The 23,291-nt window shown below is 53.7% G+C and carries 24 protein-coding genes and 1 pseudogene; all 25 read right to left on the minus strand.

Features of this window, described 5'->3' with window-relative positions; genetic code table 11:
* Positions 1-139 precede the first annotated feature (139 nt).
* Positions 140-688: a ribosome hibernation-promoting factor, HPF/YfiA family gene (gene hpf, locus ACLBWT_RS09990; RefSeq protein WP_447662914.1), complete on the minus strand. Its 549-nt coding sequence runs from the start codon at positions 686-688 to the stop codon at positions 140-142.
* Between the two features lie 339 nt (positions 689-1,027).
* On the minus strand, positions 1,028-1,225 hold the full coding sequence (locus tag ACLBWT_RS09995; RefSeq protein WP_028599014.1) for a cold-shock protein: 198 nt from the start codon (positions 1,223-1,225) through the stop codon (positions 1,028-1,030).
* Between the two features lie 507 nt (positions 1,226-1,732).
* Positions 1,733-2,068 (minus strand): hypothetical protein, encoded by a 336-nt coding sequence (locus ACLBWT_RS10000; protein WP_447662915.1) that lies wholly within the window; start codon positions 2,066-2,068, stop codon positions 1,733-1,735.
* A complete protein-coding gene (fliS, locus tag ACLBWT_RS10005) occupies positions 2,061-2,453 on the minus strand; it encodes a flagellar export chaperone FliS (RefSeq protein WP_447662916.1) in 393 nt (130 codons plus the stop codon). The genes ACLBWT_RS10000 and fliS overlap by 8 nt, the downstream gene beginning before the upstream one ends.
* A gap of 18 nt (positions 2,454-2,471) precedes the next feature.
* Positions 2,472-3,947 (minus strand): flagellar filament capping protein FliD, encoded by a 1,476-nt coding sequence (fliD, locus tag ACLBWT_RS10010; protein ID WP_447662917.1) that lies wholly within the window; start codon positions 3,945-3,947, stop codon positions 2,472-2,474.
* Between the two features lie 11 nt (positions 3,948-3,958).
* On the minus strand, positions 3,959-4,354 hold the full coding sequence (locus tag ACLBWT_RS10015; RefSeq protein WP_447662918.1) for a flagellar protein FlaG: 396 nt from the start codon (positions 4,352-4,354) through the stop codon (positions 3,959-3,961).
* A gap of 77 nt (positions 4,355-4,431) precedes the next feature.
* Positions 4,432-4,962 (minus strand): hypothetical protein, encoded by a 531-nt coding sequence (locus tag ACLBWT_RS10020; protein WP_447662919.1) that lies wholly within the window; start codon positions 4,960-4,962, stop codon positions 4,432-4,434.
* A 338-nt stretch (positions 4,963-5,300) separates the two neighbouring features.
* On the minus strand, positions 5,301-5,552 hold the full coding sequence (locus tag ACLBWT_RS10025) for a hypothetical protein (RefSeq protein ID WP_447662920.1): 252 nt from the start codon (positions 5,550-5,552) through the stop codon (positions 5,301-5,303).
* Between the two features lie 15 nt (positions 5,553-5,567).
* Positions 5,568-6,063 (minus strand): annotated as a pseudogene (gene radC / locus ACLBWT_RS10030) (RadC family protein).
* 58 nt (positions 6,064-6,121) lie between these two features.
* Positions 6,122-6,493: a hypothetical protein gene (locus tag ACLBWT_RS10035; protein WP_447662921.1), complete on the minus strand. Its 372-nt coding sequence runs from the start codon at positions 6,491-6,493 to the stop codon at positions 6,122-6,124.
* 187 nt (positions 6,494-6,680) lie between these two features.
* Positions 6,681-8,051, minus strand: coding sequence for a flagellin N-terminal helical domain-containing protein (locus ACLBWT_RS10040; RefSeq protein WP_447662922.1), 1,371 nt, complete (start codon positions 8,049-8,051; stop codon positions 6,681-6,683).
* 154 nt (positions 8,052-8,205) lie between these two features.
* Positions 8,206-8,436 (minus strand): carbon storage regulator CsrA, encoded by a 231-nt coding sequence (csrA, locus tag ACLBWT_RS10045; protein ID WP_447662923.1) that lies wholly within the window; start codon positions 8,434-8,436, stop codon positions 8,206-8,208.
* 1 nt (position 8,437) lies between these two features.
* Positions 8,438-8,878, minus strand: coding sequence for a flagellar assembly protein FliW (locus tag ACLBWT_RS10050; RefSeq protein ID WP_447662924.1), 441 nt, complete (start codon positions 8,876-8,878; stop codon positions 8,438-8,440).
* Between the two features lie 75 nt (positions 8,879-8,953).
* Positions 8,954-9,523, minus strand: coding sequence for a DUF6470 family protein (locus ACLBWT_RS10055; protein ID WP_447662925.1), 570 nt, complete (start codon positions 9,521-9,523; stop codon positions 8,954-8,956).
* A gap of 15 nt (positions 9,524-9,538) precedes the next feature.
* The gene (flgL, locus tag ACLBWT_RS10060) at positions 9,539-10,459 is read right to left on the minus strand and encodes a flagellar hook-associated protein FlgL (RefSeq protein ID WP_447662926.1); all 921 of its coding nucleotides are present in this window, start codon (positions 10,457-10,459) and stop codon (positions 9,539-9,541) included.
* Between the two features lie 20 nt (positions 10,460-10,479).
* Entirely contained in the window at positions 10,480-12,030 is a 1,551-nt protein-coding gene (gene flgK, locus ACLBWT_RS10065) for a flagellar hook-associated protein FlgK (RefSeq protein ID WP_447662927.1), read from the minus strand.
* A 10-nt stretch (positions 12,031-12,040) separates the two neighbouring features.
* Complete coding sequence (locus ACLBWT_RS10070) at positions 12,041-12,535, minus strand: flagellar protein FlgN (protein WP_447662928.1); 495 nt, start codon at positions 12,533-12,535, stop codon at positions 12,041-12,043.
* Positions 12,536-12,548: 13 nt separating this feature from the next.
* Positions 12,549-12,818, minus strand: a complete 270-nt coding sequence (flgM, locus tag ACLBWT_RS10075) for a flagellar biosynthesis anti-sigma factor FlgM (protein ID WP_447662929.1) — start codon at positions 12,816-12,818, stop codon at positions 12,549-12,551.
* A gap of 143 nt (positions 12,819-12,961) precedes the next feature.
* Positions 12,962-13,375, minus strand: a complete 414-nt coding sequence (locus tag ACLBWT_RS10080; protein WP_447662930.1) for a TIGR03826 family flagellar region protein — start codon at positions 13,373-13,375, stop codon at positions 12,962-12,964.
* Between the two features lie 260 nt (positions 13,376-13,635).
* The gene (locus ACLBWT_RS10085) at positions 13,636-14,583 is read right to left on the minus strand and encodes a ComF family protein (protein WP_447662931.1); all 948 of its coding nucleotides are present in this window, start codon (positions 14,581-14,583) and stop codon (positions 13,636-13,638) included.
* On the minus strand, positions 14,580-16,706 hold the full coding sequence (locus ACLBWT_RS10090) for a helicase-related protein (RefSeq protein WP_447662932.1): 2,127 nt from the start codon (positions 16,704-16,706) through the stop codon (positions 14,580-14,582). The genes ACLBWT_RS10085 and ACLBWT_RS10090 overlap by 4 nt, the downstream gene beginning before the upstream one ends.
* A gap of 193 nt (positions 16,707-16,899) precedes the next feature.
* Positions 16,900-17,625, minus strand: coding sequence for a hypothetical protein (locus ACLBWT_RS10095; protein WP_447662933.1), 726 nt, complete (start codon positions 17,623-17,625; stop codon positions 16,900-16,902).
* 536 nt (positions 17,626-18,161) lie between these two features.
* Complete coding sequence (locus ACLBWT_RS10100; protein WP_447662934.1) at positions 18,162-18,890, minus strand: response regulator; 729 nt, start codon at positions 18,888-18,890, stop codon at positions 18,162-18,164.
* Between the two features lie 8 nt (positions 18,891-18,898).
* Positions 18,899-20,065: a sensor histidine kinase gene (locus ACLBWT_RS10105; RefSeq protein ID WP_447663109.1), complete on the minus strand. Its 1,167-nt coding sequence runs from the start codon at positions 20,063-20,065 to the stop codon at positions 18,899-18,901.
* A gap of 195 nt (positions 20,066-20,260) precedes the next feature.
* Positions 20,261-23,023: a stalk domain-containing protein gene (locus ACLBWT_RS10110; RefSeq protein WP_447662935.1), complete on the minus strand. Its 2,763-nt coding sequence runs from the start codon at positions 23,021-23,023 to the stop codon at positions 20,261-20,263.
* Positions 23,024-23,291: the final 268 nt, after the last annotated feature.

Consider the following 23,291-nt stretch of genomic DNA (forward strand, 5'->3'; position numbering starts at 1 on the left):
TCCGATATACGCGCTTACCCGCCTTCTAGTTGCCAGGCAACGGCTGGAATGGACGCAGAAAGCCCTCTCCGGCAAAGGAAAGGGCGGGGTTTGATTCGTTATTGGATGCGACTTCAACGATCGGCCTCGAGCTGTCGGTTCAGCCCTGCTCGATCAGGCCGTACTTGCCGTCGTTGCGGCGATAGACCACGTTCACTTCCTTGGTCTCGATGTTGGAGAAGACATAAAAGCTGTGTCCGACCATATCCATCTGGAGAATGGCTTCCTCCACATCCATCGGCTTCAGTTGGAATTTCTTCATGCGTACAACTTCAAGGTCGTCTTCAGGATCCTGCAGCTGAACGGAGCTCACGTCGTCCTCGCGGAACAGCGTCTTGATGCTTTCATTCTGCCGGAATTTGCGGTTGACCTTCGTTTTGTACTTCCGGATCTGGCGCTCCAGCTTGTCGACGACCGTATCCACCGAGGCGTACATGTCAGGGCTTTTCTCTTCGGCCCGGAGAATGACTCCCGTCATCGGAATCGTCACCTCGACGCCGTGGCGTCCCTTGTGGACAGCCATCGTCACATTGGAGTCTGTGTTGAGGGGGGCATCAAAATACTTTTCCAGTCGGTTCAACTTCTTCTCGACGTATTCGCGCATGGCGTCCGTCACCTGAATGTTTTGACCTCGAATGTTGTAGTTCATTGAGCACTCCTCCTTTGCATGAACCCATTATAACATGGGTTGCGCTTTCAAATCAAAAGACTTATTGATCAATTGTGAATATTCTGATTACTATTTATGCTGGCATTGTTCCGCAGATTCGATATTGTTCTTCCTAATTAAATCCGATGAATAAACCGGATCCGACTTCGTCCCTCCCTCTTTGATTTGGCTATATAGTGTCTTACTAACCGCTTTCAATCGATAAAAATCATGGATTTCCGAAAAGGAAACAAAAAAAGAGGCCCTGCAATTGCAGGGCCTCGTACAGGCACTTGTCATTCTCGTCAATCATCTATGCATGGCCAATTGGCCGGATGATTACAGTTTGACTACGTTGGCAGCTTGTGGACCGCGAGCGCCTTCTACGATGTCGAACTCGACGGATTGGCCTTCTTCCAGGGTTTTGAAGCCCTCGGATTGGATTGCGGAGAAGTGAACAAATACGTCGCCGCCTTGCTCAGTCTCGATGAATCCGTAGCCTTTTTCTGCATTGAACCATTTCACTTTACCTTGCATTCAGAACATTCCCTTCATCTTCAAATGCTGTGAGACGCCTTTATGAATGGCCCACATTTTGACTATAGCACCGGATTAAAACAGTTGTCAATATGAGATGGAAGCGGATTCATACAGAATTATTAGAGAAGTTTGCCTTTATATGAACGCCTTTTGTCAAAACTTATCTAAGATTGTATTTATGAAGGACCTTTTGTAGAATAAGCCAATATTTTATATGACCAAGCAGGGTGAAAGGTTAACACTTCGTCCAAAAAAGATTTAACATGTTCAAAACATATATCCCGCTGCTGGATGGCACGGGACTCAAACCAGCATGTCACTCAAGGTAATTGTCACAATAACACGTTAATGCATGGAGAGCTTCTTCGGTCAGCTCAAGTGTGGATCTCTCCGGTCTACAAAAGAAATCGAATAACCTTAGTCCCGTGGAGCACCGGACTAAGGCTGCTTGTTGTGCTTCTTTTATACCTGTCTACATGACAGGGGTAACTTCATAGCTCTATCCTATCTTTTTTTATCCATTAAAATAGCATCCGCATCATAAGGATTCTCGTATGCATTCAATTGAACCTTTGCCCTGTTCCTTTGTGCGAGCCATTCGGAGGCTTCGTCAAGACGGCTTTGGATGGCGCCTTGAAAATCCGGATCAAGACCCAGAAGCTGCTTGACCCGTTGCTTCTCTTCTTCTGACGGGTTCCTCCGCGCTGCAGCTTCTACAAGCTGCTCCACCAATTGGCCTCTTTTTTGTACAAAGTCGTACAGTTCCACATAGCCATTTGAATTCAGCGCGGGGAGGCAATCTCGCGTAAGCTCCTCCAGCTCCTCAATCAACTTATCCATTGGTTACCAGCTGCTGGCCTGCCATTTGCCTGTTGGCCTCCGCCCAGGTCTGGCGAAGGTCCGTCAGGTATCCCAGAGCTTCTTCAGCCAGATTGCGGTCTTTCTTTATATTCGCTTCCAGCAGAAGATATTTGATGTACTCGTATAACATCTCCAGAGGCTTGGATACTTCATAGGAAGGATCAAGGCTTACGCTCAGTTCGCTGACGATAGACTGTGCTTTTCCCAGGTTCAGATTGGCATTTTCAATATTTCTCTCTTCAATGCCTTGAATAGCGATCTTAATGAAGCGGATGGCTCCATCATAGAGCGACAATAGAAGCTGCCCTGGTGTCGCGGTCTTTACGGATGACTGTCGGTATTTATCGTAGGCTGCCATATTCATAGCATTAGCCTCCCGCCGTTATTTAAAGTAGTTTGCCAGACTGGATGACTGGGCGTTATAGGAATTCATGGCCTGTTCCATGGCGCTGAACTGCTTGTAGTATTGGTTCTCCCAAGCGGACATTTTGGAGTTGAGATCCGAAATTCGTGTGGTGTAATCCTTAAGCTGCTTGCCGATGGCGCTGTCTTCTTTGAGCGTAACATTAAGGCTGGTTGTAAATTTGCTGGTACCGGCCTTCTGGACGAACTTGTCGAGGACCGTGTCCATGACTCCCTTGAGCTTGCCGATGATCCCATCCTCCGGCTTGCCGTTTGGGCCTTGAAACAATTCCATCACTTTTTGAGGATCGTTCTGGATGGCTTGCTTGAGCTTTTCATCATCGATATATATTTTTCCGTTCTCGTAATACTGTCCGGCTGTAATTCCCATTTTGCTGAGCTCGCCCATTTGCGAGGAAAGGATGGAACGCATGGAAGCTATTGCGAAGCTTAGAGATTCATCGTTCCGCAGGAGTCCGCTTTTCGCTTTCTCCTCCCATTTCTTGATTTCGTCCTCTTTCATGGATTCTTTTTGCGCATCGGTCAGCGGAAGGAAGTCCCTATACTTGGCTTCTTTTACTTTAGTATTGAATGTATCGAGAAGATCATTGTAATCGCTGATGAGAGATTTGATAGTCGCAAGAGCGTTATCTGCATTTACTTCAGTTGAAACCGTTGTCGATGCCTCCGCTGCTGTCTGAGCTAGTAGAGTCAGCTGCACTCCGTTGACTACAAAGGTGTTGCTTGATTTTGTCATCGATTGCCCATTTATGACAACAGTGGCATCCTTACCTTCTATTGCAGAATTACTAGTATCAACTTTTCCAAAAACCGTAAATATTGAACCCGTATCATCTACCTTACTTGTCTTCCCATACATTTTCGACTCAATAATCAACTTCCCTGTCGACTCGTCAAAAGAAGCTTTTATATTGGATGAAGCCGCACTGTTTATTTTTGTAAGCATAGAAGAAATGCTGGTATTCCCATCAAATTCTAACTGTTCCAAATCATTGATTTTAATCTGATATTCATCAACCGAGCCTCCATTATTAGCAGCCAAGACTTGTGCAAGAGTAGACTGTGATGTAATGGACTTCATAGCATCCTTATTAAGCCCCTCCGTTTGGATGGTTGCCTTGGTAGCCAGCTTCTCGACTGTCACTTCCATCTTGACTCCGTTGGCCATGGCCGTTGCTTCTGCTTTAACAGATGCCGTATCTCCGGTCAGAACCGCCTTCTGGGAATTGAGGGCAGCTGAGATACCATATTTGCCAAGTTTATTGGTTTTAAAGTCGACGATTTTGCTGTTAAGCTCCAAAATGCTGTCTCTCTGCCACTGAACCTGCTGCTTGCTCTGATTCAGATTATCGAGAGGGACACGCTTGGCAGTCATCAATTGCTTGACTATAGAATCGACGTCGATGCCGGAACTCCCACTGATACGAATGGTCATAATGAACCTCCTTACACTTTGGTATCGATAATGATTCCTGCGAGCTCCATCATTTTGGCTACGAGTTCAAGGGTTTTCTCCTGCGGAACTTCCCGGATGAGATCTCCCGTCTCCTTGTTGATCACTTTCACGAGCAATTGATGGGTCTTGTCGTGGATACTTATATCCAGCATAGTCTCCGGTCCCTGGAGAGATTTGACGGCACGGTCGATATTTTTAATCAGTTGTGCTGAACCAGGAGGTATCGGCACTCCTTGCTGCAGGAGCGTATCCATTTCCTTCACACTCGAAATGGACCCGATCTTGTCTTCGGCGAATTGGAGTGAACCGCCGTCAGTAATTGAAGCAACGTTAGCAGTAGAATTGGTAGAAGCAGCTGAAGCAGATAAGGTCAATTGAACTTTCATCCAGACAACCCCTTAGCGACGTGAATAGTTACCCTTTATATCGGCCCGCTCCCCTCAATCAGTTAGAGACTTCAGACTCAAATCACAAAAACAAGCCCCTCCTTTGTTGTTGTTAAGAGAGCCGGTTTTGATCGTCCAATCGCACGCCCAAATGAGGTGTGCATCGCTCCATAACAAAAAAAGACCCTAGGTAGACTGAGGGCACTGAAGGTAATCCGAACAGACGCATCCAATAGAGCTGTCACGCTTTCGATCTCCCCGCTTTTCCTCAAGGCCTGAACAGCTGCATACAGTTCCTTCTGCAAGTAATTAGTAAGACGAACATGCGTTTCTTCAAACCGCGGTCCTTTTCTTCTCGGTAGGCGATCGTCCTTTGGCAAATTAATCGTGGGGTCATTTGGCGCAACAATTTCATGTCTAGGGAGGATAGCACCTTCATTTCTTTCTTTTACCGCGACTACGGGAATTGCTTTGACTTGAGAAAGAGGTTTCACCTTTAGCACCTTCCTGGGTGCATCGGCTGAATTAGTTTCCTTCGTGTACAGATTCCTTTCTTGCTGGTGCTTTTCAACAAGCTGCCTAATGCCTTCTCTGCTGTTCCTCAACATAGTGTTTCTTCCGCAATCGTAATCATCTACGTTTACTTCTACGTCCACGTAGATGTCTATGAATTTGTTTTGAAATTATGGCAGCAATTTGGAGGTTTTCAGTAGGGTAACTTTCGAGGGTGATTTCGATGGACTCCCTGCAGAATGATTATTATGCAGCGAGTTTGGGCATCTGGTTTTCATCGAAATCCTTGGTAGAACTAGAAAGGGATGGTTTGCACCACTCCTTGTTTCGTTTTGCAGGGAGATCTTGTTGTTTTTTGCAGGGAGTTAGACCTGACCTTGCCCGTCTTCTCCCCCTCTAAGAGGGACATTACGATATACTATTTCTCCGTCCTTCACGATCCAAGCGCACAGCCATTTGCCAGCCTCTCCGACCACAGCCACTGACTCCCAAACTCGTCATCGTACGTTGAGCAGGAGATGGTAAGCTGGCTCGGAAGCCCTTGTAGCTCCCCAACGGGTACGACCTGCTCGTCCAATTCCTCACGACAAAATACGTTTGACTCCCATGCCAATTTCCGTTCGTCAATAACTATGTCATGCGCGTGAAGCATGTATATCGAAAACAGCTTCGTCTCTTTCAGCATCTTCTTTCCGCTCCTTTACAGGTATCCTTTTTCTTTGAGTGATATGAACTCCCCGTCGCCGATGATCAGATGGTCGATGACCTCGATTCCTAGAATCTCACCAGCCTGCACAAGCCTTTTGGTTACTTCAATGTCCTCCGGGCTAGGTGTTGGATCTCCGCTCGGATGGTTGTGCGCCACCAGCACTGAGGCGGCGTTCGTCAGAACAGCCGTCTTTTAGCACCTCCCGCGGGTGTGCGATGCTGGCATTCAGGCTACCCACATGGCACACGTTGATCGAGGTCGGGCGATTCTTGGTGTCCAAGCACACCACTAAAAAGTGCTCCCGGTCCGCATCCGCCACAAAGCCCTGCACCAAGTCGTACGCGTCCCTTGGCGACCTGACAATACGCTGACGGTACAGTACGCTCGACTCCTTAACAAGCTTCAGGCTCACGATATCCACCCGCTTGGCTGGCAAGTTGGTTTTCGTTTCCATTGAGCTCTTCATTTCGTATCCGTTCTGTCTCATGGCACTCTTCCTCCCAAAACTAAAAATGCCCCAATCTCTGCGAAGAGATTGAGGCTGTTCATCTTTCATTCATTTCCGCTTGTTCCATCAAAAAACGTTCGGATGCTTCATCAAGCGTGCCTACAACCGAGTAGTACAGGATGCCGCAATCTTCCGCTTCCATCACGTACGTTCTGTACATTTGAAGACCGCCTAACTGGACCCGTTCGACGTACTCGGGCCAGCCGAGCTCTTTCGGCAAACTGTCGCCCGGTCCCAAGCAGACTTGGCAATCATGCCCTGCTAGGCTGAACTCCAACATCGCCTTTCCGTCAGAGTAGGCTTCGTGCAGGTCGCACCATTCTCTTTCAATGTAGGAGAGTAACAGTTCAGGAAACTCCTTAGCGGCTTTCAGCGACATTAGATCCGCGTGAGTCAAGATCATTTTCAACTCATCATCCCTTTCGTAATATTCGCTAAAGACGAAAATAGGGCCCCTCCGAAGAGAAGCCCCAAATGTTGGTGAACATCATACGTATGTATGTCAAGAATATGATATATGTTTTCGTTTTGCTTTAGTTCACCTTCAAGCAAAAGAGACCCTAGATAGTCTAGGATCCCCTTGTAACTCGTTAAGATTAACGAAGCAATTGAAGTACGCCTTGCGGCTGTTGGTTCGCTTGAGCCAACATAGCTTGTGCAGCTTGAGCCAAGATGCTGTTCTTCGTTTGGTTCATCATTTCTTTCGCCATATCTGTATCACGGATACGAGATTCAGCAGCTGTCAGGTTTTCGGAAGAAGTGTTCAAGTTGTTGATTGTGTGCTCCAAACGGTTTTGGTATGCACCAAGTTTAGAACGCTCACCTGATACTTTTTCAAGTGCATTATTAATTGTTGTGATTGCAGAACTAGCACTAGTAGCGTTGCTCACATCAATATTGTTAACACCAAGCGCACCTGCACGCATATCTTGGATTGATACGTTGATCTTTTGTCCTTCATTTGCACCGATTTGGAAGTTAAGGCTATTGTCAGCAACTGTTAACTCAAAAGTAGCATCGTCAGCTGTTCCAGCAGTGTTGATTACAGTACCATCTAATGCGCCGCCTTTAAGCGTAACAGTTGAACCGTGTTTAGCATCAGTTACCGTAGCAGTCACACCAGCTGGCAAACCTGTTGATACGTCTGCATTTGTACCAGCAGTTGCAGTTCCAACTGCTGCTTTTGCTGTACCAGTTGCATTCAAAGTATATCCGGAACCGTAGTCAATAGCATCAAATGATAATTTTCCACCCGTCTCCGTAGCTGTAAATCCAATTTCTTGAGATTTTGCGTTGATAGCTGCTGCCATATCCGCTGCAGATGTACCTTTAGCAAAAGTGAAAGAAACATTGTTGAGTACTAGATTTGTATCAGCCGCATTTGTTACTGCCGCAGCAATATCTGCACCTGCAGCTACAGTTGTTTTAGTTGCTGCAGCATCAACTGTAATACCAGTATATGTTGCCCCAATTGCATTCGCACCAGTAGAAACTACTTCAACCTTGTTGCCTGTAGCTGTACTACCAGTCACTAGTGCATTCTTACCAGAACGACCATCCAATAGATTCTTGGTATTAAATTCAGTCGTGTTACCGATACGGTCAATTTCTTCTTTCAACTGGGTAATCTCTTTTTGAAGTTCACCACGGTCAGTACCTGTGTTTGTATCATTGGAAGATTGAACTGCCAATTCACGCATACGTTGAAGAATGCTATGCGTTTCATTTAAAGCACCCTCAGCTGTTTGAATCAAAGAAATACCATCTTGAGAGTTCTTAGAGGCCATATCCAAACCGCGGATTTGACCGCGCATTTTTTCGGAGATTGCCAAGCCTGCTGCATCGTCACCTGCACGGTTGATGCGAAGACCTGAAGACAATTTCTCGATGGATTTGCTAGTTGCTGCAGTGTTGGTAGACAACTGACGGTGAGTGTTCAATGCTGCGATGTTGTGATTGATAATCATGATTAATTTCCTCCCTGAAATGGTATGTCCCACATCCATGTGGTCCGCCGCCGCCTTAAGGTCGGCCGCCCTATGGCAACGGCGATATACCTTTTATCGGCAGACCCTATACAAGTTTGTATAGTCCCTTCGTCATAACAGGGAGATTTTTACCTTATTTTTTCAGTCTCGCAGCCAGCAGGCCTACTGCATCCATGGAAGGCATGAGAGAGGCTTCAAGATTGCTCTGTTTGATGGCCTCATACACTTCCTTGCGATAGACATCAACCTCCCGAGGAGCAGAGATGCCAAGCTTGACTGTATCTCCTTCCACGCCGACGACAATGATTTCAATATGATCCTGAATAATGATGGCTTCGCCTTTTCGCCGGGACAGCACCAGCATGTCAGACTTCCTCCTTTGCACGGTCGGAAGCAAATAAAGGATGTCTGGCGGAGTATTCGCTGTGATGAAGCACAATCTGTTTTGCAATTCCTGCAGCGGGACTTAAAACAAGTGGGGCTAGTAAGTTGATCGTGGATTCCTCCATTGGAGTCCGGAGAGTCACTATGCCGTACACTCGCACTTGGTCATGCAGGTCAAGCTCGGCTTTATCCGCTTCCGACAGCTTGAATTCGTAATCGGACAATGCGGAGAACGGGTCCGCCAGCACGAAGGCAAGCTCCTTCTGAGTAAGGGATTGCAGGAAACAAAAATCCGAATCCTCTACCGGAATGACGGCAAAACGCAGCTCGTCCTCGAATCCTGGCAGACCTTTGGGGAACAGGTAGATTTGATCAGGCTTGATTTCCAGACAGCCCATGGCCGCCGTATCGATCCGCATCATTATGTTTCCTCCTAATCGATAAAAAAAGCCGCAGGGAAACGCGTTTGAACGACGTTTCTGCAGCTGTTCTCGATTTTATTTTAGCACATCGATCTCCGGAGGGATAAACTGCACTCCGGGGTATTGCTTCATGTAAATATCCAGTTTGCCGCGCGCATAACTGATATCGGGACGATGAACCTCCACATGCAGCTCGCTGGAAGCCCGGGAGACGGAGATCTCCGGAGGCCTTATCGTAAAGCTTATGTCCACATTATCAATCGAAGCCGGTCCTCTCGTTTCCGGAAATGGGGCCGGCTGGTTATCGGTTCCGACAATATCGGCTATCGTATTGGAAGGATTGTATATAGCAGCCATACGGCTGCCCTGCTCCATCCGATTGGCTATGCCCTCCAAATAGAGTTGTTGGATTCCCGAGTAAATCCGGTTCAGTACAGCTGGCAGGCCACCGCCTGTTATCGCCTCTCGCGCCGCAGTAGAATCTACTTGCAGCTCAGGCGCGAACTGCCGGATGGACAGCTCTCCCGGAGTTGTCTTCATCTGAAGGTCAGCCGGCTTCTGCTCGATTGAATATTGACCCAGATCAGCATCAATTCCAATAAGAGCTGGAGTCTGTCGGATTTGTACAATTGGGGCTATGCTCATACGCGCACATCCTTCCTACCGCAGGAAATCAACCAGGGAAGGAGTAATTATTTTGGAGCCGGCCGAGAGGGAGGCGTTGTAGATGTTCTCCTGGATCTTGGATTTCATCAGAAGCTCCGCATAATCAGCATCCTCGGTTTTAGACTGGAGCTCCGTCAAGTTGGAATTTAGATCAGCTAAGCGGTTTTGCATGAGCTCAACGCGGTTCGAGCGCGCGCCAAGCTCGGCGCGGTTCTTCAACAGCGTGTCATGACGACTGTCGATGCCAACAAGCTCGGAGGAAATCTGACTGTAGTTTCCTGCCTGAAGGGCATCGGAAATACGATTCATAAGAGTAAATAGATTGTCAGGATCGGATGGGCTGCCGAAGATGGAATTGCCTGTTATATTGACCGGAAGCTGGATGCCGTCTCCGACAACATAGCTGACCGGGAAGTTATCCGTCTTCACAAGCGCAGCCGCAGAAGTGTCAACGCTGCCGTCCGCTCCTAGAGGAAGGTCGTACGGCTTGACGTCGTACTGCTGGCCGTTGAACACGTACTTTCCGTTGAGCTGGCTGTTGCCGACGTCCACCAGCTGGCCCTTGAGCTGCTGGACTTCTTGGCTGATGCTGTCCAGCGCCGATTGGGGATTGCTTCCTGTGGAAGCCTGCACAACCAGTTCCCGCAGCCTTTGGACGATCTCCCCGGTCTGTCCCATCACTGTGTCGCTGAAATCAAGCCAGGAAACGGCGCTGTCCACATTGGACTGATACTGTTCGTTGTATGCAAGCTCAGAACGGTAACGGAGTGCGTAAGTGATTCCGACAGGGTTGTCGGATGGCTTGTTGATCTGGCGTCCAGTCGATAGTTGGTTCTGCAGCTCGGTCATCCGGCTGTTGTTCCGGTTCAGGTTAAGCAGCAATTGGGAACTCAGCATGTTGTTCGTTACTCTCATCGATGATCTCCTTCCTCGCCTTAGCGGCCTACGGTTCCGGTTCCGTTAATCAGCTTGTCCAGCAGCTCGTCGAAGGTTGTCATGAACCTCGCGGCGGCATTGTATGCATGCTGGAACTTGAGCAGCTCGCTCATTTCCTCATCCAGCGAGACGCCGCTCACCGATTGCCTGCGCAGGTCCACCTGCGTCAACATCGAATTGGCGTTGTCCGCCTGCCTGGCAGCCTCCTGCGTCTGAACTCCGAGTTGACCGATAACGGCAGCATAGATAGAGTCGAGCGTGTTGCTGGCGCCGTTGCCCATGTCGAACTTGCCGATATTGAGCTGGGACATCAACATCGCCAGAGAGTTGTTTCCTTTTACCAGATCCCCGTTTTCCGTCAATTTCATTGAGGACGCAATCAGGGAAGGATCGGCGGCAATCTTCTGATTTAGGATGATATTTCCTGCCGTGAGCTCGCCCCCGCCCGCCGCTGTAAAAAATGCTTCTCCCGGGAGAGGCTTGCCGTCTGTCCCTGTCTGAAGGGAATATCCGAGCTGATGGAGGCCGTTAATGCCTTTGACGACAACCGTCAAATCCGATGCAAGCGTACGGCCAGCGCCGCTGTAAGTGACGCCGTTCAATACCGTGCCCTCCGGAAGGACGGATCCCTTCGGTATCGTGACCTGAGTGTCCCCTTCCGCTATCGTCCGTACAAGTCCGTTGAGCTGATTTTTGTAATCCGCCACATAACCGTCTCTCGACTTGAGCATCCCGTAGACTTCTCCTCCGGTGAGGCCTCCGGATGAGTAAGCCTCGCTCAGCCAGGCTCCGTTCACAGGAATGGGATCCGAATAGCCCTCGACCAGGGTCTGCCCGCCGCTGCTGATCGTATAGCCCTGCTCTCCTTGAGTTACGGTGATATTCATGATTTTGGAGAGCTTGTCCGTCAGAAGATCCCGCTGATCACGGAGATCGTTGGCTTTATCTCCCAGACCTTCGATCTTGACGATGGAACGGTTCAGGTCCCTTATCGAAGAGAGATACCCTTGAATCTCCCTCCCTTTCACGTCCACGTTCGCAGTCAAATCGCTTTGCAGGTTATCCAGCTGCTTGCTGATTTGATTGAAAGCATCGGTAAGGGCCAACGCATTTTCTTTGACAATTGTTCGGGCAGTGACGTTCTGGGGGTCTTTGCTGAGGTCCGACCATGATTTCCAGAAATTCTGCATCACGGTGCGGATACCCGAATCTGAAGGCTCATTGAAGATGGTCTGGAGCTTGTCCAGGGTTTCCAGCTGGGTGTCCCATCCCGCCTTGGCGGCATTCTCCTCGCGGAACTGCGCGTCAAGGAAAGCTTCGCGAATCCGCTCGATGTTAGAGAACTCAACGCCGGTTCCAAGTTGTCCAGGCGCGTTCGAACGATTGACGCCAAAAGCTTCGATCGGACTGGCGGCCTTCATATTCACGACCTGGCGAGAATAACCTTCCGTATTGGCGTTGGCGATGTTATGGCCGGTCGTATTCAACGCTGTCGTCTGAGTGAATAGGCTCCTTTTGGCAGTTTCTATAGAGTGAAACGTGGATGCCATATGGTTCCCCCTATCCTTTCGTGTTGAATGTCATGAATTTGCCTTCCCCGTATGAGTTCATCGGGTGCTTGTAGATGTAATCCTGCTCCGGCTCCACCGACAGGAGTTCAATGGAATAGTTGACAAAGGAGACGGCCTGCTCGGCCAACTGCTGATTATGGTCGTTTTTCATTTTCAATTGCTCAAGCTTGACGCTCAAAGCATTCTGGATTTCAGCCAGTCTCTGCTTGTCCTCCGGGTTGCTGATGGTTCGGATCAAATCGGAAAGCCTTCCTGTTCTCAGTCTAAGCTGCAAACGGGAAAAATGAATGTTGACCTGGGTCATCCGCCGTGTTTCGAGCTCTTCAGCGGTCTTTGTCAGCTTGCGCTCTTTCATAAGAATCTTATTAAGAACGTCGAGGTCTCCCTTTACGAGCGCAGGCGTCTTTTCTTCGGCAAGCTCATTCAATTGGGAATAGAGAGCTTGCTGATCCTCCAAGGTCGCGATAATATCTTCAATGCGCATAACGGGTTGCTCCTCAAAAGTTCAAATGATCCCATAGCTTGTCGGCGATCTTGCGGGCGTCTACGCGGTAATTGCCGGAAGCCACTTCGTTCTTCAGCTCCTGGATGCGCTGCTTGCGCTCGGCGCTTTCCGGCTGGCGGCTGGCTAGCATTTCCTTGGCCTCCTCGGAAATTTCCACTTGGTCGGTCTTGCGGGGACGGGCGCTTTCCTGCACCCGGTTCTCGGCGCCTGTCTTCTGATAAGCGCTGACAGGAAGGATCCTGCCGGTTTCATTTATTTTCATGCCATTCACCTCGTTATTGGGCTTTCTGATCGGCCTTGGCTTATATACGTATTATCGGCCTGCCCAAAAGCTTTCTGAATAGAGCGGCCGGACTAATTGTCAAGTCCTATATTTATCGTATAAACAAGAATTTCATACCGTACTCAAGTATGATCTTTGCCCAAATTCTTGCTCTGATAGGCCCTTAAGGCCGAGGTGTTGCGGAGCGATTCCTCTTCAGCCGACTTCATTCGACGCACGTCGTTCTTGAGGCGGGCCCGGCAGGAGTCGCACATATGGTCTTCGCGGATCAAGATTCCGCAGGACTCGCATGGATAACTCAGATTAGGGGCATCCATCAGCGAAATGCGGCCGTCCTTGATGAACTTCGTGATCTGCCGGATGCTGACGCCGGTCATGTCGGACAGCTCGTTGATGGCCGTGCCCCGGTTCTTGCGGAGATAGTCGGAGCAGAGCTCGTATTCATGATCGATATCCCGGATGCATTGGGGACAGACATCGCGGAAGTTTTTGGCGAACAGCCTGCCGCAGCGCGGGCAATTGTCGAGATTGTTCATCAGATGGGCCAAGCCCCTTTCATTATACCAGACTGTGTAGTTCTATTATCGGCGGAGAGCTCGTCACATTGGAGTCCAGGATTGCAGGAATGTATTGGGATTTGTAAAGATCCACCCTTGTATAGAGAATGCGGGTGCTCGCGGAGGTCGAGAAGAGTTGCAAGCGTTTTGCAGGCAACCTCTGCTAGACATGCAAAACAGCTCCGCCGCCTCTCGAGGGCGGGGAGCGATTGCACGGGAGAAAAAAAGGGAGGACGCTCTCAAGCCCGCGCCCAAGCAAGGGACCGGATATCGAGCGGTACAGGCGAAGCTGCATGCAGCGCGTTGGCGCAGCCGTCGAGCGTCCCTCCCGTCGTATAAATATCATCCACGATGAGAAGGCTCAGCGGCTGGCTGGAAGGAGGCGGATCGCCCGGCATCGAAGCGTGGCTTAGAGCGGCTGCCTGCAGAAGCGCCTTCGCTTCCGCTGAGGCCGCGAACAAGGACTCGGAAGCTTGCAGACGCTCGCTCCGGGATTTGGAGCTCATTTTGCCCCGTTCCTCCTGGCGCCGGAGCAGGTCAGCCACGGGCAAGCCCGCATGCATGCCGAGCTGATGCGCCAGCCGCTCCGCCTGATTGAAACCGCGTTCGCGCAGCCGTTCCGGACTGACCGGCACATACGTAATCAAATCAAAAGCCGGACGAGAGCGGCCTTGCCCCGCCCGCATGCGGAGGGCATCCGAGGCCAGCTGCTCGTAAGCGGGCAGCAGCATGGCGCCGAGCAGGGGGAGCAGCGCCTCGTCTCCCTTGTATTTGTATCTCGCGAGAAGCTCCTTCATGAAGGGATCATAACGGACGGAGCTCCGGTTGCGAAGCAGCCCCCCATTTGTCCGCCTCCGGCAGTCCCCGCATTGCTCCGGGCGTCCGCACACCGGACAGACCGTCTTCCGTATCCATGGAATGCCTCCCTTGCATGGCCGGCATAGGGAATCCTGCCAGGCTCTAGGGAATGAATCCGGGGGAAGAGATGTCGTCGCATAGATGCCCTGGGAGTTGGGAGCTCCCGGCCGGTATGGCTTGCCGCACATGATGCAGCGCGCCGGCGCCGGCGAGAGGAGGTCCAGAAGGCGGCGCAGCCGCGAGGATACAAAGGACGGCTTCTCTCCTCCAGGCAGGAATGGACCGGTTCTATCGCCGGTGCCGGCAGGGCGGTGCAGCTGCGCCATCATGATCGGCTCCCCGGCTCCGACCGGCAGGTCGAGCCCGGCCTTCCGAGCGCTCCGCTGCCGGCCAGACGGTTCATCGAATGGATCTGACGGATAGCACCCGCCTGCGAACCCGTATATTCCGGCGCCGCGAAATATACCCTGCCTCCGGGGTCATCCGACGATCTGCCCGCTCTGCCTGCGATCTGCACCAGCGATGCTTCCCCGAAAATACGGTCATTGGCGTCCAGGACGAAAACATCGCTCTTCGGAACCGTCACTCCCCTCTCGAGAATAGTCGTGGTGACCAGCAGCCGAATGCCTCGTTCGCGGAACCGCAGCACCTTGTCGCCGCGTTCGGGATCCTGGGAATGGGTGCCCGCCACCTCCGTACCGGGAAACCAATCTGCCAGACGGGCAGCCAGGGGCTCCACCTGCCGGATTCGGCTGACGAATACGAAGATCTGGGCATCTCTCGCCAGAGAAATCCGGATTGCCTTCGCCAGGCTGCGGGGAAGGCTCCTCGCTTCGATCAGACGCGCTGCTGGCGGACAGGCAAGACGCTGGGGAACCGGCAGCGCATGGCCGTGGTAGCGGACCGGGACCTTGGCATGCGGCAGCCGGCCGCTTTGGGCGAGCTGCCGGAGAGTCCGGCCGGGAGTCGCCGTGAGCAGGATGACCGGCGCGCCGCGGCGGCAGACGGCTGCGGCGGCACGGGCCAACAGCGGATCGCCCGCATAAGGAAAGGCATCGATCTCGTCCATTACCACAAGATCGAAGGCCTCCCGGAAGCGGAGCAGCTGATGCGTCGTCGCCAGCGTGATGGAGCCGCTCTCCCAACGCTGGGAGCTTCCTCCGTAGAGAGCGATTACCTGCTGATCCGGGAAGGCGCGGCGGACGCGGGGCTCCAGCTCCAGGACGACATCCCGGCGGGGCGCCGCCACCAGCACCCGGCCTCCCCTGGAGAGCACCGACTCCAGCAGCGGAAACACCATCTCCGTCTTGCCTGCTCCGGTCACCGCCCAGATCAGGAATGCCGGAAGAGGGGCAGCCGGGCTGCAAAAGCGGGAACGGAAAGCTCCGGCCAAATCGGACAACAGAGCTGGAACCCTTGCCATCACGGAACTCCTTCGGCCGAGCTCGGATTGTACCCGTTCCGCCGCTGCGGAACCGTCCGAACGAGTGTCCGGGGGGACAGCAGCGATGACAGATGGCCGGGATAATGCCGCTGCAGGCATTGCGTAATGAGCCGAACCGGGCTGATCCGGCCGCTCGATGAACTGCAGCGCGGCTGCGGCTGCGGCGCTCTGCGCGGGGCTCAGCCGCCAGCGGCGCAGCCTGTCCGCCGCTGGCGGCAATGCATGCGGCGGGGCGGGAGCTGCCGCCCGCCGGCTAGGCTGCGGCATGCCTAGCACGAGCAGCCCGCATTCGCGGCTGCGGCCCATGGCGAGGCATGCCTCGCAGTAGGCGCAGCTGCGGCGCCCGCACGACGCGCATTCCGCGCGCCGCAGCTGAGCCTTGCCGCTGCCGCAGCGCCGGCAGCGGAGGGCGGCGAAGCCGCCGGGCCGCCCGCGCCCCGCTGGCGCGGCAACGGCGCTGCCGAGGCGCAGCCGGCCTAGCAGCGCCGCTAGCTGCAGCGCGGCGTCGCAGCTGCCGGCGGCTCCGGCACCGCCGCCGAGCAGCGCATGCGCCTCGCCGCGAAGCAGCGCGCGGCCTTGCAGCCCGGTTGCGGCTGCGCAGGCCGCGCGCGCCAGCTCGGCCGCTCCGCCCGGCGCTGCAGCCGGATCTGCGGCCAAGTCCGCCTCCCAGCGGACTACCTGCCGCTGTGGAGCCGGCTCTCTTTCTCCGCGTTGGCGTTCCGCTTCGGCTGCGCAGCTTGCCAGCATCTCCGCAGCAGGCCGATGGCCTGTGCTCCTCAAGCCGGCTTCTTCCCACAGCTCCGCAACCCGGACGGCAATATCCAGCGGAAGCATGCCGCATGCCAGCACTTCCTCTGCGCCAGGACGAAATTCCTCTCCAGCAGCGCTGCAAGCTTCCTTCCTCCACTTCGCGTTCAATAACCACAGCCGGTCGATCTCTGGAAAGATAGTCAAACCTGCCTGCCAATTCCCTGACGACGATCGGCTGATATATACCGCTGCCTCCATTTGCTCAACCTCCCTGAGGGAACCGCATGCCCGCGGCAGGAGGACGCAAAAAAAAGCACACCCCTGCGGCTCGCCGCCGACGGGTGTGCTTCACCTGTTCCGCTCCTAAATGAATACAGCATTAGTATAACCGGGCTGCCGCCGCTTGGCTAGCGATCCTTCAGCGACACGACAGCGCAGGCTCCATTCCTTCTCAGAACGGCAGCTTGAACCAATCCTCCGGAAGATCCAGATCCACCAGCACCGGCTGGTCCTGCTCCCTCACGATTCCATGGCTGCGCAGGCTCCACAACAGCCTATCATCGCGTCCACCTTTTTTGGAGCTCCCGAGGGATTGCCGCTTCGAGGAGGCCGAAGCCTCGTCGCTTCCCGTCCATTCCGCTCTAAGCTCACCATCGTCGCTTCCCGTCCATGCCGATCCAGGCTTACCCGTTTCTTTGCTTCCGATCCATGCCGCTCCATGCTCACTCGCTTCGTTTTCGGTCCATGCAGCTCCAAGCTCACTTGCTTCGCTTCCGGTCCATGCAGCTCCAAGCTCACCCGCTTCGCTTCCGACCGTTCCCATCCGGCTTCTCTCCGAATCGGATTCCGGCTGTTCTTCCGTTCTCTCACGATTGTTCCCGCTGTCCATGTCGGAAACGGTCACCAGCCGAATCCCGTCTCCGAAGCGCGTAGCGATAAAGGCGGTATCGTCTGTCGAGCCTCGATCCCATACGGTGATCCGGACAGACGTCCCCGTCAGCTTGGAGAACCGGTGAAGCGAACGGATGCATCCTTCCAATCGCAATTCATCGTTCCGGGTCATCAGAATGTAATGCTTGTCGGCATGGGGAACCTTGGCCATGACGTAAGAAGCCATGTGCACTGCCGCCGCCGCAACACCGTAACAACCAATGACGCCGAGCAAAATATCTATCATGGGCCGCTTCTCCTCTCACGCGGCATCGAATCCCTCGAACCCGGCTGGCCTTGAGTCCTGGCCGTGGCCGCTCCCGCGGAACGGCTCGAAGGGGGAATGCCGTGACGGATACTGTACCATATGCCTTTTTCGCTCTGGGCGTTACGGCGGCCGGGATGCATCTGTGATAAAAAGAAATTCGGAGAATAGGCGGGGGCGAGTTCGTTCTACTTAGCGGGGTTATGGATGTTATTCGTTCCTACATGACGAGGTTACGGATGAAACTCGTTCCGTCTTAATGAGACCTTGTCATCTAGTCTTTTGTCTTTTGTCTTTTGTCTTTTGTCTTTTGTCTTTTGTCTTTATCTTTTGTCTTTTGTCTTTTGTCTTTTGTCTTTTCCACTTTCCCCAGCCCTCTCTCCGCTCCCGCGAAGCACCGTCGTCCGCCTGCAAAGCGGCAAAGCCAAACCCCCCGGAGAGACATCTCCGGGGGGTTTGGCTTATTATTATTATGTACCGTCCAGGTCAAGCTGCGGGCTCAGGCGGCTTCGCAAGCTTTAGAGAGTCACCCATCCGTATTTGATGGAGTTGATGACAGCCTGGGTGCGATCGTCCACTTCCATCTTCTGCAGAATGCTGGATACATGGTTTTTGACCGTCTTTTCGCTGATGAACAGGAATTCTCCGATCATCTTGTTGCTCTTGCCCTCCGCCATGAGGCGAAGCACTTCCGCTTCGCGGCGCGTAAGCGGATTGTTCTCGCCGGCGACGAACTTCACGCCCGTCTCGCGGCTTGCCGCCGCTCCGGAGTTGGCGCCCATCTCATCGAGGTAAGTCATGCGCCGCAGCTGGTTGATCAGCTTGCCTGTCACCTTCGGATGGATGTAAGCGTGTCCCTGCACCACCGAGCGGATCGCATTGATCAGCGACTCCGCCTCCATGTCCTTCAGAAGATACCCCGACGCGCCCTTGCGCAGGGTTTCGAACACGTAGCTCTCGTCGTCATGAAGCGAGAGAATGATGACCTTGATATGCGGAAACATGTCCCGGAGCCGCTCCGTTGCCACAACCCCGTTCTCGATCGGCATATTGATGTCCATGAGCACGACTTCCGGCTGTTGTTGATTGCAGAACTCCAGAACCTGAATTCCGTCGCTGCATTCCCCGATCACTTCCAGGTCCTCTTCCATGTTCAGGATGCGCTTCAAGCCTTCCCGGAAAAGCTGGTGATCGTCGGCAATCAGCAATTTGATCTTGCGCTTGCCTCCTGCTGCCTTCAGGTCCATACGCTATGTTACTCCTTTCTTTGATCCACGCCTGTAGGGATATGAATCGTAATCCTGGTGCCTTGCCCGCTGGCGGACTCAAGCTCCATTCTTCCCTCAAGCAGCTCCACTCGCTCCCGCATTCCCATAAGTCCGAAATGCTGGTTGATCTTGGCCCTCGATTGAATCAGCTCCGTGTCGAATCCGCTCCCGTTGTCCTGTACCGAGATTTTCACCATTTGCGACTGATAGGTCAGCTCCAGCGAGACGAAGCTCGCGCCAGCATGCTTCAGCGCATTCGTGAACGCCTCCTGGACCAAGCGGTAGATGCCTGCCTCCATGGCGGAGGGAAGCCGGATTTCGCGGCCGATTGTCTCGAATACCGTATGAATTCGTGTTTTTTCCTCAAAATCCTGCACATACTTACGCAAAGTGGGAACAAGTCCTAGATCATCTAATGCCATAGGTCGCAAATTGAATATTATCTTCCGAATTTCTTCCAATCCGGAGCGTACCTGTGCCTTTAAGTCTATTAATTCGTGCTGGACCATTTGGAATTCCTGCTTGGCGAGCATTCTTTCTGCAATTTCCGTCCTAAGCACTAGATTGGCGAGCGACTGCGCAGGACCGTCGTGGATCTCGCGCGCGATCCGCTTGCGCTCCTCCTCCTGGGCCAAAATGATTTTGAGCCCGATCAGCTGGCGGTTTTTCGCCGATTCCAAAATACGTGTCACTTGCGTCAGATCGCCGGCAAGGTATTCGAGCACGACATTGATCTGCGAATGGATCGTCTCCGCTCTCTCCACCGAATTCTCGACGTTCTTGACGCGCTTCTGCAGATCGTCTCTGCGCGCCTTGAGATAGGTCTCCTTCTCGCGGAACACCATCAGCTCAAGCTGCAGACTGGTAGCCTTCTCATAGGCGTTCTTGATATCTTCTTCCTTATAGCGAACGAAATCCCGGCTTACCTCCGTAAGCCGAATGCGCGCAAGGCGGTACTCCATCTCCAGCTTGTCGACCTTGTCGATCGTCTGGATCGTTTCCTGGAGCACCTGATTCAGCTCCTGTTCGAGCGTGACCAGTTCCTTGCGCGCGGATTCGCAGATTTCATAGATTTGGTATTTGCTTTCTTCCATGACTTGAATCGCGTTTTTGATAACGCGGTCGATGTCCACAATCCGGTGATCCACAGTCATCACGGCTGCCTTTCTGATGCTGGAGATTCCTGCCGCTCCACAAGTTTCAAGCCGCAAGGGTCCATCGCCTCGAAAAGACGGTGAACGAGTGCGGAGAAACGAGAAGAAGGTATCCGTAAGAGATACCTTCCTTCTCTGATTATGAAAGGGACAGGTCCCCTCTATCATACCACAGCAGGCGTGCACAGATTTGTATCATTCGACGGTAATCCTTTTGGTTGTTCCGTCCCATTTTACCGTTAGGCCCATCTGCTCAGATACGAGGCGGATAGGGACTAAAGTCCTGCCATTCTGTTCAATCGGCGCGGTATCAACGGCCACTCGCTTGCCGCTCGAGACGAGTTCTTTGCTGCCGATCACCATTTCCAGCAGCTGGCCTCCCCGCAGCACGGATACTCGTTTAGCGGCCGCTTCGTAGTTCACCGTGCTGCCGAGCGAGCTGGCGACAAAGCGGAGCGGCAGATACGTGGTGCCATCCTTGATATAAGGAGCGGAATCCAGAGCGGTCGTTTTGCCGTCCACCATGGCGGTCTTGCTGCCGGCTTTCATCTCGATCTTCACGGAGGCGGGAGCCGGCAAGGCTGCCGGAGCATCCACCTTCACGTTGTCGAAAGCCATCTGTCCGCTTGCGGCGCGCTCGTCGGCGCCTTCCTTCAGGCTTGCGATATACAAGCGCGTCAGCTTGACCGGATATTTGACGGCTTTTCCGGAATCCGCGAGATTCACCTTCAACGTTCTCCAGCCGCTCCAGTCGACCGTTTTGGCCAGCGTGAGCAGATGAGTCGCTCCTGCGGCATCCGTCAGCTCCGCCCTCGCCCAGTTGAGACTCGCGTCGCCATAGACGTCGACGCTGATGCCCGAAGGCGTGCCGGAGATCGGAACGCCGCCGCTGCCCATCATCGCGTATGCGGCTCTCGTATCCGTCGTTCCTGCGGTGAAATCATAGGACAAGGACAGCGCGTTGGTGGCATTGGAGGCATCAAGTCCGCTCAGGAGGGACGTGCTGCCGGTTACGCCTGCCGTAGAGGAGAACGATGCCGCCGGTGAAGCCGCATCGAAGTCGGCGACTACGCTGCTGCCGCCGCTTTTCGCGAAGGGAAGCACGGCGGAGAAGCCGTCGTAGCGGGCGATGGCGTATCCGATGGCAGCCTCGTCGGCGACGGACTGAACGGTCAGCTTCTCGCCGTCGCGGGCTGCCGTAAGCCCTTGGAATTCCCATTTCACGGATTCTGGCGGAACGGTATACTGCTGCCCGCTGCGCAGCGTAGCCGTCACGGGCACGGATACCGTCGCGCCGGCTTCCAGCGAGGCCTGGGCGCTGCCGATGCTCATAGCGGCGATCTCTTCCGCTCCCACCACCGTAACGGGAAGCGTATCCTCAGCCGAGCCCGACTTCACGGTAATGCTGCCTAGTCCCGCCTTCGTCGGGGTGAAGGCGTTGCCGTTCCAGCTGCCGCCGATTTTGGAAGAGCTCCACTTGGCGCTGAGGCCGCCCGGCTCCAACGGGTTGTAGTACTGATCATAGGCTTTAAGCGAATAGGTGCTGGACTGGCCCAGGAAGAGCACCCCGGAGCCGCTTGCCTTGATGCCCTTGATCGCGCCTTGAGGCGCGATGCTGAAGACGCCGAGCCCGTTGGAAACCTGCCGCATCGTCGTGCCGTACTCCGTCGGATGGGCAAGCTGCAGGCCGAAGTCGCCGAGCGGACGCGCGACCATTGTCGTCGAGCCGCCGCCGTCCAGGTTGACCCCTTTGTAGACGCCGATGCTGACCATGGCCTGCTGGAGCTCCGCAAGCGTCAAGCCCGAGCTGCTGCCGTTCGTCTCCGACGTGATGATGAAGACGGATTTTCCATCGGCGGAATAACCAACCGCCGTACGGGAACGCGCAGTAGTGCCGCTGATCGACGAGACGCTTCGCGAGAACGTCGCCGCCTTGCCGCCATCCACGAGAATCGTATGCCCGCCGACCATCATCTCGAAGCTGGCCGGGTCGGCTTGCTGCTGGGTCGTCAGGGACTGAAGGGAGCTGTTCGCATTCACAGCCGTTCCCGGCTGCAGATGATCGCGCACGAATGCGGCCGCCTTGCCATGCGCCCGCAAAATATATCCGTCAGCCGGAGGCTTGGAGGAGAAGGCTGCGCCTTCCGATATTTGCTGCACGACTCCGTTCTGGACGAGCACTTCCGTAGGCGTCGCATAGCTCGCTCCAGCCGGGCGGTCCGCATCCATCCAGGCGCTCGTATACATGAACAGCGAATCGGAGTGGGAATTCGTCTTGGCCGGATATTCCGTCGTGTAAGAGGACTGGTTGAGTCCCGCCAGCGTGAACGTGGAGCCGTCGGCGGCTGTGACGCTTCCTTGGAACTGGTAGCGGTCGATGACCGGCTTCTTGTCCTTCGTGACGCCGAACATGTACATGCCCGTCAGCTGCATCGGGCTTGTCAGCAGGCTGCCGCCGAGAATCTCCGCGCCCATTGGAGCGCCGTCCGTGGAAGAGGTCTGGAAGTAATCGGCGTTGACGCCGGCAACGGCGCCGGAATTCTTGGCCATGCTCATGACGCTGCCGCGGTCGGTGACGATGCCCTGCGTATTGTTGATGGCGTTCAGCTTGACGTTTGGATTGGTCAGATCGACCTTGATGACGTGGATATTGGCCTGCGCGGCCTTGCCGCTGCGCGTGCCCTTCCACAGATAGTCGATGCGCTGGGCGCCGGAGGTGACCATCTCCTGATTCGTGACCGTCAGCTTCGGAGCGCTCTCGGCCGCATGAGCGACGGATGGAGACAGAATGGACGGAGCGCCTGGCAGCGCAGGCGCAATCGCCAGCAGCGGCTGCACGATGAGGGCAGCGCCAAGCACGGTAACGAGCACCCTGCGGCCGCCGCCGAGCGGGCGAGGATGCTTATATGTAGGGGCCGAAGGGGCATGGACAGCCGTTTGGTTCTTTTCATTGGACATAAAGATTGCAACTCTCCTATCTGGATGGCACTCATTCTGCGAGTCTGAAACTCTGTCATTACGAATAAATAGACTTCCAGAATGGAAAAAAGTTACGACCAAAGAGGGTCTGATAGAATAGTCCTTTCAACCATTCGACAATGATTGACTTTTTCTATGTTAATAATCTCTTAGAATTGAAGGAAGGAAATACCGTGACCGACCTGCGATCAAGAATCTTTGCCTGAAAAAAGGACCATGCCCCATCATAAGAAAAAGAAGCCGCCCC

Source organism: Paenibacillus sp. D51F (assembly GCF_053345695.1).